Annotated in this window: 11 protein-coding genes; 7 read left to right on the top strand and 4 right to left on the bottom strand. The window is 55.5% G+C overall.

Going from position 1 to position 18,651, the window contains the following annotated elements; genetic code table 11:
• Positions 1-103: 103 nt before the first annotated feature.
• Together ACGYK4_RS13355 and ACGYK4_RS13350 are read left to right on the top strand one after the other, a co-directional pair.
• Positions 104-823, top strand: a complete 720-nt coding sequence (locus ACGYK4_RS13355) for a LuxR family transcriptional regulator (protein WP_168612790.1) — start codon at positions 104-106, stop codon at positions 821-823.
• A gap of 67 nt (positions 824-890) precedes the next feature.
• Complete coding sequence (locus ACGYK4_RS13350; RefSeq protein ID WP_394456937.1) at positions 891-1,598, top strand: SDR family oxidoreductase; 708 nt, start codon at positions 891-893, stop codon at positions 1,596-1,598.
• Positions 1,599-1,613: 15 nt separating this feature from the next.
• On the opposite strand, the gene ACGYK4_RS13345 is transcribed toward ACGYK4_RS13350, so the two are convergent.
• Complete coding sequence (locus ACGYK4_RS13345; protein ID WP_394456935.1) at positions 1,614-3,419, bottom strand: histidine kinase N-terminal 7TM domain-containing protein; 1,806 nt, start codon at positions 3,417-3,419, stop codon at positions 1,614-1,616.
• Positions 3,420-3,840: 421 nt separating this feature from the next.
• Here ACGYK4_RS13345 and ACGYK4_RS13340 point away from each other — a divergent pair, with 421 nt between their 5' ends.
• The 4 genes from ACGYK4_RS13340 (at position 3,841) to ACGYK4_RS13325 (ending at position 9,484) form a co-directional block, all read left to right on the top strand.
• Positions 3,841-5,397 carry an MHYT domain-containing protein gene (locus tag ACGYK4_RS13340; protein ID WP_394456934.1) on the top strand — a complete coding sequence of 519 codons (1,557 nt, stop codon included), beginning with the start codon at positions 3,841-3,843 and terminating at the stop codon, positions 5,395-5,397.
• 288 nt (positions 5,398-5,685) lie between these two features.
• Entirely contained in the window at positions 5,686-7,134 is a 1,449-nt protein-coding gene (locus ACGYK4_RS13335; RefSeq protein WP_394456933.1) for a histidine kinase dimerization/phosphoacceptor domain -containing protein, read from the top strand.
• Positions 7,135-7,140: 6 nt separating this feature from the next.
• Positions 7,141-7,500, top strand: a complete 360-nt coding sequence (locus ACGYK4_RS13330; protein ID WP_394456932.1) for a response regulator — start codon at positions 7,141-7,143, stop codon at positions 7,498-7,500.
• Between the two features lie 298 nt (positions 7,501-7,798).
• A complete protein-coding gene (locus tag ACGYK4_RS13325) occupies positions 7,799-9,484 on the top strand; it encodes a DUF262 domain-containing protein (RefSeq protein ID WP_394456931.1) in 1,686 nt (561 codons plus the stop codon).
• Positions 9,485-9,945: 461 nt separating this feature from the next.
• Here the strand turns inward: ACGYK4_RS13325 and ACGYK4_RS13320 are convergent, their stop codons facing one another.
• Complete coding sequence (locus ACGYK4_RS13320) at positions 9,946-15,114, bottom strand: AAA domain-containing protein (protein WP_394456929.1); 5,169 nt, start codon at positions 15,112-15,114, stop codon at positions 9,946-9,948.
• Between the two features lie 545 nt (positions 15,115-15,659).
• On the opposite strand from ACGYK4_RS13320, the gene ACGYK4_RS13315 reads away from it, so the two are divergent.
• The gene (locus ACGYK4_RS13315; protein ID WP_394450586.1) at positions 15,660-16,049 is read left to right on the top strand and encodes a hypothetical protein; all 390 of its coding nucleotides are present in this window, start codon (positions 15,660-15,662) and stop codon (positions 16,047-16,049) included.
• 178 nt (positions 16,050-16,227) lie between these two features.
• Here ACGYK4_RS13315 and ACGYK4_RS13310 read toward each other — a convergent pair whose 3' ends face one another.
• Together ACGYK4_RS13310 and ACGYK4_RS13305 are read right to left on the bottom strand one after the other, a co-directional pair.
• On the bottom strand, positions 16,228-16,542 hold the full coding sequence (locus tag ACGYK4_RS13310) for a recombinase family protein (protein WP_394450588.1): 315 nt from the start codon (positions 16,540-16,542) through the stop codon (positions 16,228-16,230).
• A gap of 1,639 nt (positions 16,543-18,181) precedes the next feature.
• Positions 18,182-18,616 carry an EamA family transporter gene (locus ACGYK4_RS13305; protein ID WP_394450590.1) on the bottom strand — a complete coding sequence of 145 codons (435 nt, stop codon included), beginning with the start codon at positions 18,614-18,616 and terminating at the stop codon, positions 18,182-18,184.
• Positions 18,617-18,651: the final 35 nt, after the last annotated feature.

Genomic DNA, 18,651 nt, shown 5'->3' with positions numbered 1-18,651 from the left:
CTATTCCGAGAAATCATTCGACGGCGGGCATGTTCCCTCACTGGTTGAGGTGCCCTAACTGAATGCTCAGTTTTTAATCACATGAGCTTTTGAACGCCGCCCTATGGTGACACCGCTTTCCGACCGCTACCTCCTATTGAAAGAACAGCGCCCCGACATCAAACCCGCCGAGATGTTGCAGGTCTTGGCGCAGGATATGGGGCTGAACAACCTGTCCTATCTGGGATTTCACAAGACCGGCGCCAGTGGCAGCGATCCGGTCATTCACTCAACCTATGATCCCGCTTGGCTGACGCGCTACCAAGAGGAAAACTACCATCTGATCGACCCGGTGGTCGACAAATCCCTCGAAGGTACCCTGCCGGTGGATTGGAGCGAGCTGCCCAAGGTCGACCGGACCACGCGCAATTTCTTTGGCGAGGCGATGGAGTTCGGCGTGCGCCAGAACGGTGTGTCGATCCCCATTCGGGACCACGCACATGGCAAAGCGGTGCTGACGCTGAACTCTGACCTGCGCATTCACGAATGGCGCAAGTACAAGCGCGGGATCATCGCCGATGCGATCTATCTGGGCTGTCTGATCCAAAGCGATATGGTAGCGGATATCGCCCCCGCCGCGCCGGGGCCACGGCTGAGCAACCGTGAAAAGGAAGTGCTGAAATGGGCCGCGGTGGGCAAAACGGCATGGGAGACGGCGCAGATCATGACGGTGGCGGCCAGCACGGTGAACCATCATCTGTATAACGCCTGCGCCAAGCTGGACGTGACCAACAAGACCCATGCGGTGGCCAAGGCGATCCGGGCCCAGATCATCACGATCTGACCGGGCGGGGCAGGGCTTGGCGCCGGCTTCGCCGCGCGGTAAGCCGCCTGCAACATAGGAGAGCGATATGGAACTGCGCGACAAACGTATTTTGGTCACCGGCGGCAGCGACGGGATCGGGCGCCACATCTCTCTGAAATTGGCGGAGGCGGGTGCGCGGCTGGCCATTCTGGGCCGGGATGAGACACGTCTTCAGGCCGTGGCCGAAGCCTGCGAAGCCGCCGGCGCGGCGGAGGCGGTGGGGCTGACCTGCGATCTGCAAGACCCTTCGGCGATCGACCAGACCGCCGCGCAGGTGGTGGACCGTTTTGGCGGCTTGGACATCCTGATCAACAACGCAGGGATCTGGCACAAGGCAGGTCCGCTCGACACCATTGCGCCCGAGATGGTGCAGGCCACGGTGCAGACGAACCTGACCGGCCTGATGCAGATGACACAGGCCACGCTGCCCGCGCTGCGCGACAATGACGAGGCGATCATCCTCAACGTCGTCTCAAAATCCGGTGTCGTGGCTCAGGCGGGCCAGTCGGTCTATACGGCCACGAAATACGGCGTGCGCGGCTTTACCGAAGTGCTGAAGGCGGATGAGGAAAGCACCGGCGTGCGGGTGGGCGGGCTGTATCAGTCGGGCACCAACACCGGCATGTTCGCCAAGGCCGGAGAGGACGTGCCGAACCATATTTTCACCGAGCCGGATGATCTGGCCGATGTGGTGGTCTTTGTCCTGTCCCGTCCGCCGAAACTGTGGATCCACGATATCCGTATCGAACTTTAAGCGCGGGCGCGGGGCTTAGTCGGTGCTTTGCAACGCGCTTGGGGCCGCTTGCTGGGCGGTCTCTGCCTCGGCCCCGATGCCGAATTCGACGTGGAAGGTCGATCCGAGGCCGACCTCGCTTTCGTAAAACAGATCCCCCGCCATCTGCCGCGCCAGTTGGCGGGAGATATGCAGGCCGAGGCCGGAGCCTTGGGTCGATTTCTGCCCGTCGTCGTCAAGCTGCCCGAAACGGCCAAAAACCTTTTCCTCCATCCCCTCGGGAATGCCGCGCCCATGATCGCGGATCGAGACCCGCACGCGGCCGTTGTTGGTGGTCAGCGTGCCCTCCACCGTGTCCCCTACATTCGAGAATTTCACTGCGTTCGAGATCAGGTTGTCGACCACCTGCCGGATGGCAAAGGCATCGCCCAAGACCACGGCGGGCTGGCCGACGCTGCCGATATCCAGCCGCACGCCGCGCTCATGGGCATACATGCGGTTTTCTTCGATGCTTTCGCGCAGCAGGGCGGGCAGATCGACGGGCAGCCATTCGAGCGAGAGCGCCTGCACCTCAAGCTTTTGCACCAGCAGGATATTATCGACCAACCGCGACAGGCGCACCCCGTTGCGATGGGCAATGTCGAGCGAGGAGCGTAGCGGGCCTTTGATCTCTCCTAGCTTGCCGCTGAGGGCCAGTGCCAAGCCGCCTTTCAGAGAGGTCAGCGGCGTGCGCAGCTCATGGCTGACGACTGAGATGAATTCATCTTTGGCGCGGTTCGCCTCATCCGCCTCTTTCAACGCGTGCTCTAGCGCCGTGGTGGTGGCGATCCGCTCGGTGACATCGACGAAAGTAACGCTCCAGCCGATGGCCGGGCCCGCGGGGGCGAGGGGGTTTTCGATGGGTTGAACACGCGGCTCATACAGCCGTTCGTTACAGGTGATATGGGCCGAGCCGTTCTGCGCCATTTGCGCTTCGATCCCCGCGATCAGATCGTCGCCCAATGTCGGATCGGACAGAAGCCCGCTGCGCTTGGCCGCGGCGTTTGAGCGGATGACGCGGCGCCGCGCGTCCAAAAGGATCAGCGGTTCGCTCATCGTGTCAAACAGGGTCGATTGCCCGACCGAGGGCATGTCCATCGTCTTGTTCGTGACCAGCAACCACGAAAAGGCGAAGATGCCCAAGGTGAACATGAAGGCGGTCGGATCAAGGCCGACGACAGTAAAACCAAGCAGCGCATAGGCCGCGTTCGCGCCCAATGGGATCAGCGTGATCACCACCAGCATCGTCAGCAGCGGCCAAGCGGCCCGTTTCGCGCGAAAGAACGCCCGGCCCAGCCAGATGAGCGTCGCCATCACAAAGCAATAGAGCAGGGCAAGAACGAGGAAATACCCCGGCCCATGTTCAAAGGTGATCTGATCGTCGCCCGGCTGAAGTGCGGTTTCGGTGGTATAGATCAGGTGGTGCCAATCGTTCGTCGCGGCAAGGCCGAAGGCCGCAAGCGGCACGGCAATCAGGGCCAGAAGGCTCACCCACCCGCGCGACCGGCTGGAGGGGCCGACATATTCGAAGATAAAGAAAGACCACGCCACCGGCACCAGCCCATGCCCCAGCCACGCAAGCTGCGCCTGTTGCATCTGGCAGGCGTAGGCGGGCGTTGCAGCTTCGGCCCCGACCATCATCAGGGTCCAGATCATCCCCAAAAAGGTGAGCGCATAGTAAATTTTGCCATGGAACTCTTGGAACTTGAGCGTCCAGAAGGCGACAGCCGCGGCGATCGTACTAACGGCGAGCACGGTCCAATAGACCGGGTCCAGCATCAGCCCTTGAAAACACGTTAGCATGGCGGAAGTACCTATGATCAAAAATGAATGTGCGCAGACCAGCATTAAAATGCGGCGCAAGTTTGGCGCTGTAGTGGCGTATTATGGCCAGCAAGTGCAACCCTTGGATGTGATTTGGGGCCGCAAGTACCGTTGATCATGCGTGCAAGGCGGCCCGGTTGCCTCTGCGAAAGGGGGGGGGCGAAGGGCGCTGAGAACAGGGTTCGCGGTACAGTCGAAGGCAGCAGCGCGTAGCGGCATTTCGCCGGATGCTTGTTCAAAGACGGTATGGGGGCATCCGGCGCAATCAGGTCCCGCCCGCGGTTTTGCCAGAGGGAATTACCGCCAAAAAGAACGCACTCGAACACTGTTTCGACGCAATCCTTGCGCAACACTTGCCTCATTATCTTGAGGTTTAATAATGCTGACAGTGGCTCATTCTATGCACTCTGACCATGATATGATGCTGGTCTTGCTTGCCGCGCTCTTGTGCGTATTCGGCAGCTGGGTAATCGCAAACCTTTACCGGCATGCGCTCAAACAGAAGCCGCGGCAGGCGTTACTTTGGTATTTCCTGACCGCCGTGACCTCGGGCATCGCCATCTGGTGCACGCATTTCATCGCTATGTTGGCCTATCAGCCTGACGCGCCGGTAAGCTTTGATTTCGGGCTAACCTTCGTGTCGCTGTTGATCGCGATTATCGGCTCTACGGTCGGCATTTTGATCGCGGGGATGTTCCGCAGGCGGGTCACCACCGTGATTGGCGGGGTGATCTTGGGGCTATCGATCTCGGCCATGCATTACACCGGGATGGTCGCCTATCGGATCGAGGGGGTCATCTTTTGGGACAAGACCTATCTCGTCGCATCGGTCCTGCTGGCCATGGTGCTATCGACCGTGGCTCTGTTCTTTGGTGCGCAAAACGGGAAATACGCCACGGGCAAGATGACGGGCAGCTTTGCGCTGGCGATCATCGGGCTGCATTTCACCGGCATGGCCGCCTTTCATGTGACGCCGACCTGTTTGACCGGCCATAGCAACCCGGATGAGTTCAGGTTGCTGGCGATGGTCATCGCGGGAACGGCTGCGATGATCGTGATGGGTGGGCTGTTCACCTATTTCATCGAAAACCGCACCCGGATGGAGAATATCGTCGAGCTGCGCCAAGCGCGGGATGAGGCCCGCGATGCCAGCCGCGCCAAGTCGGAGTTCATGAGTGTGCTGAGCCATGAACTGCGCACGCCGCTGACCATCATCAACGGCTATGCCAGCTTCCTGACCAACCTCAAAGGCCATACCATGGCCAAGCTGAAGCCGAACGAGCCGATCTCAAAGGTGCATTTCGATGAGTTGGGCGACCAGACAGAGCGCTACGGCGGGCGTATCAAATCCGCGGGCGACCATCTGTTGACCATTATCAACGAACTTCTCGACTATACGAGCATTGAATTGAATTCCGTGAAGCTCAACAGAACCTCTTTTGCGGCGGGCGATTTGCTGGCCGAATTGGCAGAGCAATTTCAGGGACTGGCCAAGGAGAAACAGGCGATGCTGGAAATCGAATATGACGAGTTCGACGTTTTCGCCGACCGCGGGCGCTGCAAGCAGATCCTGATCAATCTCTTGGGCAACGCGCTGAAGTTCTCCTCGGCCTCCAGCATTCGCATGCGCGCCAAGCGGGTCGGCGATACATGCCGACTTGAGGTCGAAGACAACGGTTGCGGGATGCCGGCAGAGGATTTGCAGCGGATTTTCCAAGCCTTCATTCAAGCGGAAACAGCCAGCAAAAGCGCTGATGGCGGCACTGGTCTTGGCCTTGCGATCAGCAAAAAACTCGCCGCTGCACATGAGGGGGACATCCGCGTAGAGAGCACCGTTGGCATTAGACGAAGTTCACCGTCGATCTGCCCCTCTGCGCCTCGGAAATCGCGGCAGAGGAAGCGCTTGTGGCCGCGTGATCGGCCCTTTCCCAATTCGGGGCGGGGCCTCTCCCTCTGAATACGCCGTCGAGTAAGCGAATGCGCGCAGTCTTAATTCAATTGGCACGCCTCAGGGTGCTGCGGCGTGAATAGAGGCGCAAAAGCGCCAATCGTAAAAAGACGCGCCATTTATGCGCGTCATTCATTACCTGAGTTCTTAGCTTGCCGAATAATTGAGCGGTCCATCATTTGCTGCGGCGCGCCGCCATATCGCTGCTTAACTTATATCAAGGAGGCTGAGCTTTTCTGTTCAAAGTTAAGGGGATATGGTGGCCAGAGAGATTGAAGGAAGTTTATAGGGAAGAATATGGGTGGTGAAAGATCGGCGAACGGTAGCGTGTCGAGATCTGCAATTTTTGCGGCATCCCCCCACGGGTATCTCGTTCTAGATACCGATTTGAAGATTATCGACGTGAATGACCGGTACCTATTCATCACCGGGTCAAAAGCGGAGGACCTCGTCGGGAAACATCTGTTCGACGCTTTCCCGGATGACCCTTCCGACGCGACGGCAGATGGCACCAACAATCTGGGCAAGTCGCTTGAGATCGTCGCCGCCACGGGCAAACAGCACCGCATGGCCGTGCAGAAGTACAATATCCCCATTCGCGACAGCGCCGACGGGGCCTTTGAAGAGAAATATTGGCAACCGTTGAACACGCCCGTGTTCGAAGATGGCAAGCTGATCGCGCTGATCCACCATGTCGAGGATGTTACCTCGGAATTTATCGGTCGCCGTGATCAGGCGATACGGCTCAATCTGGCCAAGCAGGTGTCGGGGATCGGCTATGGCGAGTTGGACCTCCAGACCGGAACCGCGAATATCTCGCAGGAATTGGCCAATCTGTTCGGCTATGCCGATACTGAGGGGACAATCCCCATGGCCAAGCTGTTCCGGCGTATCCATCCCGATGATCTGGCGCATGTGAACCAAAGCTTGGGCGAAACGATGGCCAATGATGCCACGGTGAACGCCGATTATCGGATCGTCTTGCCCAATGGGGAAACCCGGTGGCTGAACACGCGTGGTGAAGTTCTTTTCGAACATGACAAGCCCGCGCGGTTCATCGGTGCCACCCTCGATCTGACCCATTCCAAGAAGCGCGAAGAGATCTTGCAGAAGACCCTGACCGAGCGTGACAAGCTTCTTAAGCAGAAGGAAACACTGCTTGGCGATGTGAACCATCGGATCAAGAACAGCCTGCATCTGGTGTCGAGCATTCTGCGTCTCGAAGCCGCCTCGGTGGATGATGAGTCTGTCAAACACAGCCTGCAACAGGCCTCGCTCCGGGTGCATGCGGTAAGCTCCGTCCATGAACTTATCTATAAATCGCATAACGTTACCCATGTGGATGTCGGTGAATACATCCCGCAGCTTGTCGATTTCCTTTCAGCCAGTACCGAAACCGACAGTAGGCAGATCGAGACTGTCGTCGACGCGCCGTCGGTCACCGTGCCGACCGATTTGGCCATCAACCTTGCGCTGCTGATCAATGAGCTTGTGACCAACGCGCATAAACATGCCTTCGTCGCGCGGGAACAGGGCAGGGTTGATGTTCGTTTGCATCAAGAGGGAGACCTTTTGACGTTAACGGTGTCGGACGATGGGATCGGCAACGCCGAGAGTGTAGGTAGGGTCGGTCTCGGTTCGAAGATCGTGGCGGGCATTGTCGGCCAGCTTGGGGCGACGATGGATAAGAGGGCAGCAGAGCATGGCTATTGCGTTGAAATTGAGGTTCCCATGCCCGCCGGGTGATGCCCGGTGAATATTCTGATTGTCGAAGACGAATTCTTGATTGCCTTGGACCTTCAGATGCAGCTCGAACAGCTTCAGCATTCCGTCCTTGGCCCGGTCAAGGATTTCGCGACCTGCCGGGAAGTAGTGGCGCAGACCCGGCCGGATCTGGCCTTCATGGACCTGCGGCTCGCCAATGGCGATTCCGGTGAAGAGGTGGCGCAGTGGCTGCTGGCAGAACACAACATCCGCTGCGTCTTCATGAGCGGCAATCTGGACGATCTCACCCAGCAGCGGCTAAGCGCGCTTGAGCCTGTTGCCATGCTTGGCAAGCCGACCTTCCCGCACCTAATCGCCGCGGCGATCGAGTATTTTTCGCGTGCGTAGGTGTAGAGGAAAGTGGCGCTCCCTGAAGGATTCGAACCCTTATCTTACCCACATCGCCTTCGTGTGTGTGTAAAAAGAGAGAAAAAACGCTTGTAAAGCTGGCTGCTCTTACCAATTAGCGACAAGGTTTTAATGCGTATTGGAATACACATTAAAGAGGCGGTCTCGAGGGTTCGGCGTGCAAGTGCTTCGCGAGGGGGCGAACACGCATGATTTAGGGTGTTTTGCGCTTCAGAGTATTGGCTTAGTTGAAAATCTACTTCAGTCTTCTCGCTAAAGGGCAGAAGAAAGTGCACACATGAAGATCGAATCTCAGGACCAGACAGTAGAGGCGTTGCTAAAAGGCACGGTATTTGTAATCCCAAGTTTTCAGCGCCCATACTCTTGGGAGATAGATCACATCAACAAGTTTTGGGACGACATCCTCGAGAACATTGATGATACATATTTCATTGGCTCAATGGTGGTCTACAAGGGTGATCGTTCGAAAGTGTTTGTCGTAGACGGTCAACAACGTCTCACTACAATTGCGATCTTGCTTTGCGCCCTGAGAGAGGGCTTCAAGAGCATTGGTGCGACGGATCTCGCAGAGGGCATACAAACATACATCCAGCAACGAGATCGGGATGCACGAACTGTCTACGTCTTGAAGACTGAGACGAGTTTTCCTTACCTTCAGGAAGAGGTTCTCAAAGATGGCCCGGCCACTATCACGACCCGGTTCGGCGATGAGGAGAGGGCTATCGAAAGAGCTTTTTCCGAGTTCAAGAAAAAGATCGCCGAAGGAGCAGACGCTATCTTCGGCAACCTTGAGAGAACACCTGAGGAAAACAAGTCTGAAGTCAAACGCTGGCTTACTGATATTAGAGATACGGTTTTAGACCTTAATGTAATAGTGGTGACGCTCGACAATGAAAGCGATGCTTACACAATTTTTGAAACATTAAATACAAGAGGTAAGGATCTCGCACTTACGGACCTACTTCGCAATCATTTCAAGAGAATGATCGACGAAGGAACAGAAGTTGATCATGCAACGTTAAAGTGGCGGAGCGTCATAGAAACCATCAGGGGTGCGCCAAGTAACTTAGATCCGGATGAGTTTGTAGTGCATTCTTGGCAATCCAGATACGATTTTGTTACAAAAGCGAAGGCGTTCGCGAAAGCGAAGGAACGTATCGTTGACGCTAACGCAGAGGAGCATCTAAACCGGTTTCTAAGCGACGCGGAGCACTGGCGGTCAATTTTCGATCCGGACTTCAGTTGGAATGGTTCTGAAAAAGAAGTAGTAAAATCACTCCGAGCACTTCGGATCTTCAAAGTAAAGCAGTCGGCACCTGGGGTGCTTTCACTGATCCGGGCATACCGTGACGGCATCATCCGCTACCGGAAATTGCGCGATGCTATTAAAATGATCGAAAAGTTTCACTTTACTTTCAATGCAGTAACATCATCTCGTTCTTCGGGTGGCATTTCAGGGATGTTTGCTTCATTTGGAAAGCAAGTTTTTAATTGTCGCGATGCGGAAGCCGTGGATCAAGTGTTGCGCGATTTGAAGGTTAAGCTTCGGAGTAGGGTTGCTGATCCTGACGAATTCGATGCGAACTTTCGACAAATAACCTTTACCCGGGGCCAAACGTCTCAGAAAGAACTCATCAGATACATTTTGAAAAAGGTCCAGAAGGAAGAAGGAAGCCCAACGGTGGGCGAGAGTGATGATCTCACAATAGAACACCTTTTGCCGCAGTCATCTGATAGAGATGCATCCACAGTTGGCCAAATTGGGAATTTAATTCTGGTCGACAAGGAAACAAACGACCGACTGGCAGATAAAGATTTCAATGAAAAGAAGCTCATTTTGGCTGGGAAAGGTTATCGTCTCCCGGAGATGCTGACCGAAGTCGTCGACCTTACAGATGAAGTAATCGAGAAAAATACGCTACGCATTTCTGAACTGTCACGCTCTCGGGTCTGGAGGATATAAGTTGTGATAAGAAGTCTGCATGGCGATTGATAGCCAGTGACTGCGAGGCCCCCAAATTATTTCATGGGCTTTATGTTGCCGATCGAGATCGACGCGGCGATTGCCGGCTATCCGCGCCTGTGAGCTCCATTAGAGACTTAAACTCAGCGAGGAAGCGGCCGGTGAAATTCCCCCGGGCAACTGTGGTCCACTTCACAAAAATTTGCGTGATGATAGTGCCTTAGGCGCCTTCGACCTTAATCCCCGAAACAAAGGAGATATGTCGCGCGATGCTTCTGCACCCGAACAGAAAGATCCGGCAGCGCCACGAGGAGTTGCGTCGCGCCCCTTGTCAGGAGTGAGTTCATTTTTCCTACTGCCAAGGCGGATCGAGCCACGTCTCGCTGGTTGATAGTAGCGGTGAGTGCGCTGGCCTTAAAAGCATCCTGGGCCGCAAGGCGGTCCAGGATGCGTGATGGAGATCACAGGAACTCGAGAACGCGCACTTCTTTGACGTAGGCGCCCGCGAGGTATTCAGCCGTTTCACCGACCTCTTTGTCGAGCAAAGCCTCTCCCAAGGGGGTGTGGGCGCCGATGTTGCCACTACTGGGATCGTGATCGCGCTCACTTACGATTGTGACGACCATCTTACCGTTGCCCTTTTCAAGCTTTTCGAGTCGCACTTTGGTGCCGATTTGAACCGTCGGCTTCTCGACGGTAGTGTCAGTTTCGGACTCAGAGAATTTGGGTGGCCGCGGCGAGAAGAGATCCCCTTCAAGCGGAAGGTCGGATCGTAGGATCGGTTTGCTATCTGGCTCAGTCTGTTTTGGTGCGTCGGATGGGGAACTCGCCGTGTTGTCTTTTGACGCTTCTTGATCAGAAGGATCTACGGCGTCTTCCGTTGCTGCATCGACCTCGGCGGGCTCTTCTTGTGTTGTTTCCAGACCAACGGTTGGATCTTCAGACGGCTGGTCGAGCTCATCGCATTCCTCATTACATTCGTTAAGGAGATCCAATTCATCTGACTGCCAATCCTCATTTGGATAGACCGTAATGCTCTCTGTGAACCGTTCATCAATAGCGGCAGCGCCGATGGGCTCGATGTCAAGAAGCGCAAGGGTCTGGCGCAGATTGCTCCACCAATAGTCTTTATTGGTAGCCCACTGGCTACCAAAGACCCTCCAAAATACCCAGCCCGCACGCTCAAGGGCAGCCTGGCGCTGCATGTCCTGATCCCAAACATCGGGTCCGTGGTAGATGTCACCATCAAGCTCAATGGCAAGTCGGCGGTCTTCTGCACCTTCAACAACGAGATCGATGAAGAACTTGCCAGCAGACACCTGCGGTCGGACGCGGTAGTTGGCCTCCATCAGGCGGCCGAGAACTTCACGCTCGAAACCGCTCTCACAGAGAGATATGAGGTCATTACTCTCGCCTTTGGTAATCGCACGACCATCGGGCATCGGGTCAGCAAAGTGCTGGATCACCTTACTCTTGATGTCGTTCGATTTGAGGTCTTCTAATTCTACCGAGCGGACAAGATACAGTCGATCCTTGGCGCGGCTCATCGCAACGTTGAAACGCTGTTGGTCGGCCTTACTGGTCTGAGCACGCGCGGTATCTGATGTGGCGACCATCGAAAGAAAGACAATCGATCTTTCCTGACCCTGCATGGTGCGTGCATCGCCGTAGATGATGCGTCGTTCTTTGATCTTTTCGGTGCCAACGCGCGGATCATCGATCAGCATCCGCCCAATCATCTCAGCCTGCTTGGACCCAATAAGGGAAATGACGCCGATGTCTCGACCAGCGTGTTCAGGCTCAGCAATGATGCGCGCGATTTCATCGACGATCCACTTAGCCTCAGAGGAGTTCGTCTGACCATCACGCTCTGCATCAGGGATAAACACATCAACCAGAGGCGGGTCGAAGCGCTCAGATGCTTTGGGGACTCGAAGGGGCACGAGGGCATTGTTATAAAAGCGCGTGGAAAAATTGATGATTGGTGCAACGCAACGGAAGTGCTCACGTAGCATAACGTGGCTTTCTGGGTGCATGCGTTTGGTCATCTCAAAAATGGAGGTGTTTTCATCTATCAGGTCGGCGCTCGGAATGCCTTCGAGGTATTCTGCACGCAACGCGTTTACCTTTTCGGCCTCAACACCCACGACCGAGGGGCTTACCTGCTCTTCGTCTCCGACAACGAGGATCTTCTTGCCGCGCGCAAGGGCGGAGATTGCCGTGATGTCGCTTTGAGAAGCCTCATCGAGGACCACCAAATCAAAGTCACCGAACTTTGCCGGAAGCTGCTCGGGGATCTTGTATTCAGGCATGATCCATACTGGTGCGGCGCTTGACGCCTTTTGGGCTGCTTCCTGTGCGGCTCTGATGAACCGTGGAGCCTTCTTGCCCTTGCCTGTGCCGATCTTGCCGACCGCTTGGGTGAAGGCTTCCATTGCCTGGCGGATTGAGGGGGACATGCGCGCCTTCAAGCCAATCAGGGTTCTAACTCTGATGAGTTTTTCGAGAGCCTTGGAGCGTCGCTTCATCGCATCGGCTCTAAGCTTGCGCAGGTCGTCACCGTTGCCCATTGCAACGATGCGATCAACGCGTCCTTTCATTAGCCCCCAGCTCCATGAGGCACGCCAGTTATCAGGGATGAGTTCTGCAGTCCTCTCGGGGCCCTCACGCAGCCGCTCAACCCATTCAGGGGCGCCGCAGTCAGAGAGCGCTTCAAGGTCGACACCAAGCCGCTCTAAGTGGGTAGAGACCTCTGAAAGGCGTGCGAGCTCGCGAGTGATGGCGCCGCGCGCCTGAACGATGTCATTCGGACTTGTGTCAGCCTTGCCAATAGCGTCTGCGAGATCGCCAATTGCATCAAGCACCGGCAGCCCGCGATCTCCTGCGCAGGTGCGTAGTGTTGCAAGCGCTTTGGGCTCTTCATACTGATCTGGCAGGTTTGCACGAAGAGCATGGATCGCCGGATCGCAATCGAGCGTCCCACATAACGCGTCAAGATCAAGACCCACGGGGAAGAGAGGCGTGAGCGCTGTAACGATCGGCTGCACTCTGGATGCCACCTTCAAAGCTTGCTCGAGTTCAGTATCGCGGGCGAGCAGATAGTCAGCAATCTCCCAAGGCTTTGAGGGAGGTGCTGCGAATAGCTCTTTCTCAATGAAAGGGCTGAGGGTTTTAGTGATGACATCTGTCTCTTCGGTGAGACGATAGGTGTCGAGAACATGCTTCCAGTCTGACAGTCTTTCAGGCGCTGCGCCGTTGATTTCAATGCTGGCCACGGCCGACTTCAAAGGCTTGTTGAATAAACTGAATCCGACCGGGCTTTGTCCAGCAAGACCTCTTTGTGCGGCATTTTTGAAGTCGGCAGGGCGGCAGTCGCCTAAGTCAAAACGCACCTCTTTGGCTTCTGGAAGACCTTCGAAGCGACCAATATAGCTTCGGGTCGTTTGGACGTTCAGCTTAGTGAAGGGCTCATCTGTTTTGAGGATAAAGCTCGCAAGGCGCTGAACTGTATGAGGTGCCTCGCACAGCTCTTGCTTCAACTCGTTTAGTTCGCGCAACACGGCGCGCCCCTGTTCCTCAGAGCCGGTGCCATCATAGGCCATCGTAGGAGCAGAGCTATAGTCTACCGTTTCGCGCTGGTTCCATGTGAGGTCGGACTGATGGGCCAATACGATAGCAGAGGTGGTTGGAAGGCTGTCGTTTTCTGGCAGGGTGGCGCCTGCATAAACGATGTCTGGCGCGAGCTTGGGGAGCGCTTCACGCAGCCGCGCAAGGGTCTCGTCAAGTTGCGCCGGCGGTTGTTTGGTTGGACGGTCGGTGAACCACCCATGCGTGGCCTGTTCGGCAAGCAGCAGTTCAACAATTTCCATTGGCGACCGCTTGCTGTCATTCCATTCCATCTGGTCGAGGTTAGCGCGCGCAATTTGAGCGAGATCAATGTCGGCCTGTTGAATCTCAGCGTCACAATCGATGATTTTTTGCTCAAGTTTGGCGCGATCACGATTAGCGTCATCGACATCCAGACCAACAACTTCATTGGAGAGCTCAGTAACGGCTTCTTGCAGCTGCTGGGCGCTGTCGCGGTCGGTCCCAACCGAGGCGATGACCAAAGAGCGCAGACTTTTGGGGAGCTTTTCGCGAACAGCAGCGATTGCCTCCGGTGTTCGGGCTGTAACCAGAACGCGATTACCCAAAGCCATCTGGTGGCTGATGATGTTAGCAATAGAGTGGGATTTGCCGGTTCCGGGAGGGCCTGAGACGCATACAACATCAATCGATCGATCATCAATCATGTCCGAAATCTTGCCCTGCTCCTCATTGAAGGGGAGAGGGAAGAAGTGAACGCGGGAAGAACCCTTCTTTGCTCCGCCGCCCGAAGATCCGGTCTCTCGTGGTGAGGCGCCGACATCGCCACTGGCAGATGGCTCCCAAGTGTTTATTGCCACACCGGTCAGAACTGCTTGATCGACACCGAACTCGGATGTCTCACTGGGCGCTTCTTCCTTGGCAGCTTCGGTAAAGCCGCGAATGGGCGGTGGAACAGGCGACCCTTCGTCAGCAACAGCTATGCGAAGCTTTTGAATGTCCTGGATGCGGTATTCAATGGAGCGCGGACGACCGAAGATGGCCCAACTTGATGTGATCCTGAGTTGATCGCTCGCGGATTCAACCTTCTCGCCATCGTCCAAGGCTTCACGGGTGATGTGAACGGCGTCACTGGCGATGTTGCTGGCAGCTGTATCGAGGAGAGGCTCCCAAACGCTGGTGAAGGGCGTGAACTCAGCATCCCCACGCAAGAACATATCCAAGTTGTCCTGCAGCTCTCTTTGGAGCTTTGAGACACCATCGATGCCGAGTTGGATGTAGGGTTTGAGGGAAAGGCTTGGCGGTGTGGATCGGGGCCTAATGGCGATCACACCCTCATCTTCGAGCTCGATGTCGAGGCCTTGCTCGATGATCGGCATATCGACATTGGCGCCGCGGGTCTTCCAGCGCCCAATACCGGTCCCCCAGACCAGTTCAGGCGGGGTGCCCTCAGAGGTGTGAATCACAGAGTGGATGTTGAAGAAGTCCTTGTAGACGCTGATAGCGCGTCTGGTTGGCTTTTCATGATGTGCCCAGTCTGACCAAGGGCCTTTGAGATAGGTTTCAAACTCACGGCGCATTTCCGAACAGTTCGACGCATGCAGGATGACTTTGACCCGGTTTTCAATTTCGACTTCGTTTTCAACGATGACCCGAACATCGTCGGGCATCAGGAGTCCCATCTCGATGAGGTCGGATGCTTCTTCGATGGTCACCTCGACTGAAATCGCCGGCTTGATCGATGGCGCTTTGTTGGGGTCGGTAGGTTTCTGATCGAAAAACTGGGAGACGTGGTCTGCCGGCTCAGGCGGCCGTGTTTCACTCAAACGCTTTAAGCGGAGCCAGGCGCCGTCATCACAGTTGAGTTCGATGCCCGGTAGGTCAACAAAATCTTTCTCGTGGAAGACCCCGAGGCCGCTTTGCATGACCATCTGCACCTGAGCGCGCGCATTCAGAAGCTCGCCGGCAAATCCAAGAAGATCTGAGATGCGTTCACGTTCCTCAGGTGTGGCGGCCTCGCGGTGGGCAAATGTATCGTGGGGCATCTCTAAAATCTGCTTTCGTTCAAAACGGCACTAACGTTGACGACAACCGCAGGAGTTTAAGCACGCGCTGACGTGAAAGTGCAACCTGTGGTTCACTTCTCGTATTAGCTCAAACTCCTTAGCAGATGTGCTGAAAGATAAAGTATAATCCCGAATGCAATATGGAACGCACCTTGGCTGAAAGGTTTTTGGTTCTACTTCGAGCCGCTTTTAACGATCAGCGCGGGATTTCCTTCAAGGGAAGCGAGGCATGCTTTCGCAACTGGTCCAGTGGATCGACTGAAAGCGCGTAGGCCCACGCGCAATACTCCAAGACGTCAAGACGCCGCTCACACAACTCGACTTTTGCCACAAAGGAAGGTGGGCGTCTGAGGGCGGTCGCAAGCGCTGCTTGGGACAGGCCTATAGCGGTCCGTTCGGCGATCAGTGCCAAGATTAGTATCTTGTATTCTTTTGTGTGAAGCGTGCCAGCCATCGCGTTATCCAGAGTATAGACACGCCGCAATACCTTCGTGTATCGATACTCCCAAATTGGGAGTATGAGCATGCAAGATGACTACATTTGGGTTGACCGTCGTTGGCAGGAAGCAAACTGGCTTGACGTCTTTAGAATGCGCCTATTTGGCTGGCTACCATCCGATCTTGCAGCCAAAGCAATCGAGAATGGGCTAATCCTTCCGGTGAGCCCCGGTGAGCATGGAAAAGGGACACTGACTCATAAAGCCCACAAGCTAACGGATCTCACCGCAGGTATCGGGGAGAGCCAACCTAACTGTTTGCTGCTCGCGAACGTGCTGATCGTAAAAGGTTTCGAGAGCAGCTGGCTGAGCGACAGTGGGCATGCATGTGGCATGTTTCTCAAGGAAGAACTGGTCTTCTCTGAAAGTTTCCGAGACAACATCTTACTTGAGCTGGCATCATTGGATCGGTTCTGAAGAGTCTGTTCCGTCTCTGACAAAAGAGCATGCAGCGCGACAATATGTGATAGATTGCTCTTGGTCATGGTCGTTCTCCTCGGTCAAAGTTAGGTCCGCAAACCGAACCTTAGCCGAAGAACAACCATAGCCGCGAAGTGACCAGCACGGGCCTCGCTTCGCTATGCGAAGGCTCCGCTCAGCCCGCGCTACCAGCGGAAGTTACACCAACTGTTGGTGAACTGCTGGCCTCTTGGCGGTTTCGTTTGACGATGTCGGAGACGGTGTTTTTCGAGATTCCGAGATCTCGGGCAATCCAGCGGTATGACCGGCCCTCTTTGATGGCTTGAAGCACTTTCGGCGCGAGCAATCGGTTGCGCGCGGTGCGATTAACGCTGGCCCCGGAGGCCGTTTCTTTGAAGACGCCGACGACATCGTAACCGCCGCGTTCGGCGAAGGCTATCAGTTCGGGGACCTGTCGCTCGCACGACTGGTCCGAGGTCGAAACCCTCACATAGATTGCGGCGCGCTGTCCCAGTTGAACCCACCTTGGATTTTGACCTCGTAAGCCGTTGATTTTGCTGGCACGAGTTTTGTCTACAACAGACTACTGACTAATAAGGACAATTCGTGTTTGTCTTCCGCGGCAATTGAGCGTCAAAGGGTGTTAGTGAGCCCAAGGACGAACTGTCCGACTAATCAGGGCCCAACAATCAACCTACCCACTACCTGTCGAAAGCCGTCATGACGGGGGTGTTACGTCTCTGGTCAACTCTATTACGAATACACTTGGCGTGGGAAATGGCGTGTTAGTCGGACATAAAGTCAAACCGAGCTTTGGAGTAAATCCTAAATCATTGATTTTATTTGGTTCCTACAGGAACCGGATAAAATTAGCTCATTATACGGCCGCCAAAGGGCCGCTTAGGAGCATATCATCCATCTTCTTCATCTAACGGACTGTGCATCACAGCACGCGGGCAATAGGGTATGCCCACACTGTCAAAATCCTGTTCTGGAAGCCCGGATTCAGCATGCCGCAGAACTTCTGGCTCTCCTGATCTTCGACACTTGCGTGGACGCGCACGAGGGACGCTGGGCTTTGCAGAAGGCGGTGCCGCAGCGCGAATATTGGCGGTTTGATGGCGAGGGTGTATCTCGTCCGGCACCGCTTTTAATAATAGGTAAGGATGACCACCATCAGCGATGAACTGTTCTCACCCGGCATCACCCACATTGAGGTTCGATGCTGGGAGTGTGGTCATACGGTGAACCGCAGGCCCGGCGAGGTGCCTGAGGGTATTACTCAGCAGGAATTCGAGCGCCGGTCTGTCTGCAAGTGCGGCACAGGCTGGCCGCAGGTGTCGCGATTTCCTCGAAAGAAATCGACATCGATGTGATAAGCTTACTTGAGGGAGACAACATGAAACCAAAGGTGCCCAGATTTTCATTCCGAGAACGCGCAGCTGAGAAAGCCGCCGCGCGCGAACGCGATGAAGAACTACTTCGCTCTGGTCAGGTTTCACACGCTGATATGGCGCGCGCTAACGGCGGCTCAATCCGAGGAGGGCGTTACAAGGGCCCAGCAAAGCGCATTCAGGCACTCGCTGCGTCCCTGCCGCCAGAGGACGACAGCGCCTGACCTGTGGTGTCATGACGATGAAGAGGAAGATGCCGAGCTTAATACGCTCTGCCATGCGCGGCACGGCGAAATGCCGATCGAGGTCAATAATATCTGAAGGATCACCGGCACGAGGATTGTCAATTCACTACTGCGCCAACTTGGGCCAGCCCTTTTGCATTTCGTGGTGCAACTCGTGGCCGGCCTCGTGGACACGACGCTATGTCTAACCAAGGCTGGAGGTCGGCTTGGCGGACTTTCCTGCCATTCGCTGCGGCCGCTCAGTTTGCACTGCGGTTGCGAAGGTCTTTGGGATGAAGGGTGGGTTGCGGGTGTTCGCTGCATAATGCTCGAACGGCCGCTTTCATTTTTTGATGATTGAAATTTTCCAATGGTCGAAACGTTCAAGTTTTGCGATCTTAGCTCATAAATAAGTCCCTGCGCGTGAGGGTGGCCGTGAAAATGGGTCGACATGACGTTCGGACCGAACTCATCAGACACTGTTCTGTTTCCAAGCCTCGCTCGCGGCACATCAGGACAAGGCTACAAGAACCGCGCCGAGCCCTATCAAACCGACGCCGCTCCATCCGGTCGTTGATAACTTCTCTCCCAGAAGAACCGCAGCGATAATGGCGGCGAGCACAACGCTCAACTTGTCGATAGGTGCTACCTGCGAGACCTTGCCGAGCTGGAGCGCGCGAAAATAACACAACCATGACGCGCCAGTCGCGAGGCCGGACAGCACCAGAAAGAATCCCGTCTTCGGGGAGATTGTGGATAGCGACTGCACCTCGCCCGTCAACCAGACCAGCAGGCCCAATGCGAAAACGACGACGATGGTGCGCAGAAAAGTCGCAAAGTTGGAGTTGACGCCCGACACTCCGACCTTCGCAAAGATCGCGGTGAGCGCGGCAAATATGGCGGCGAGAATGGCCCAAAAGAGCCAGGATTCCGAAACGGAATGCATGATTTGTCCTCTTTTTAGATTGAGCGTTTAAGCGA

The organism is Sulfitobacter sp. 1A13368 (genome assembly GCF_043557275.1).
In the GTDB taxonomy this organism is placed as follows: Bacteria; Pseudomonadota; Alphaproteobacteria; order Rhodobacterales; family Rhodobacteraceae; genus Sulfitobacter; species Sulfitobacter faviae.
The sequence above is the reverse complement of the archived record's forward strand: the minus strand, read 5'-3'. Positions and strand labels throughout refer to the sequence as shown.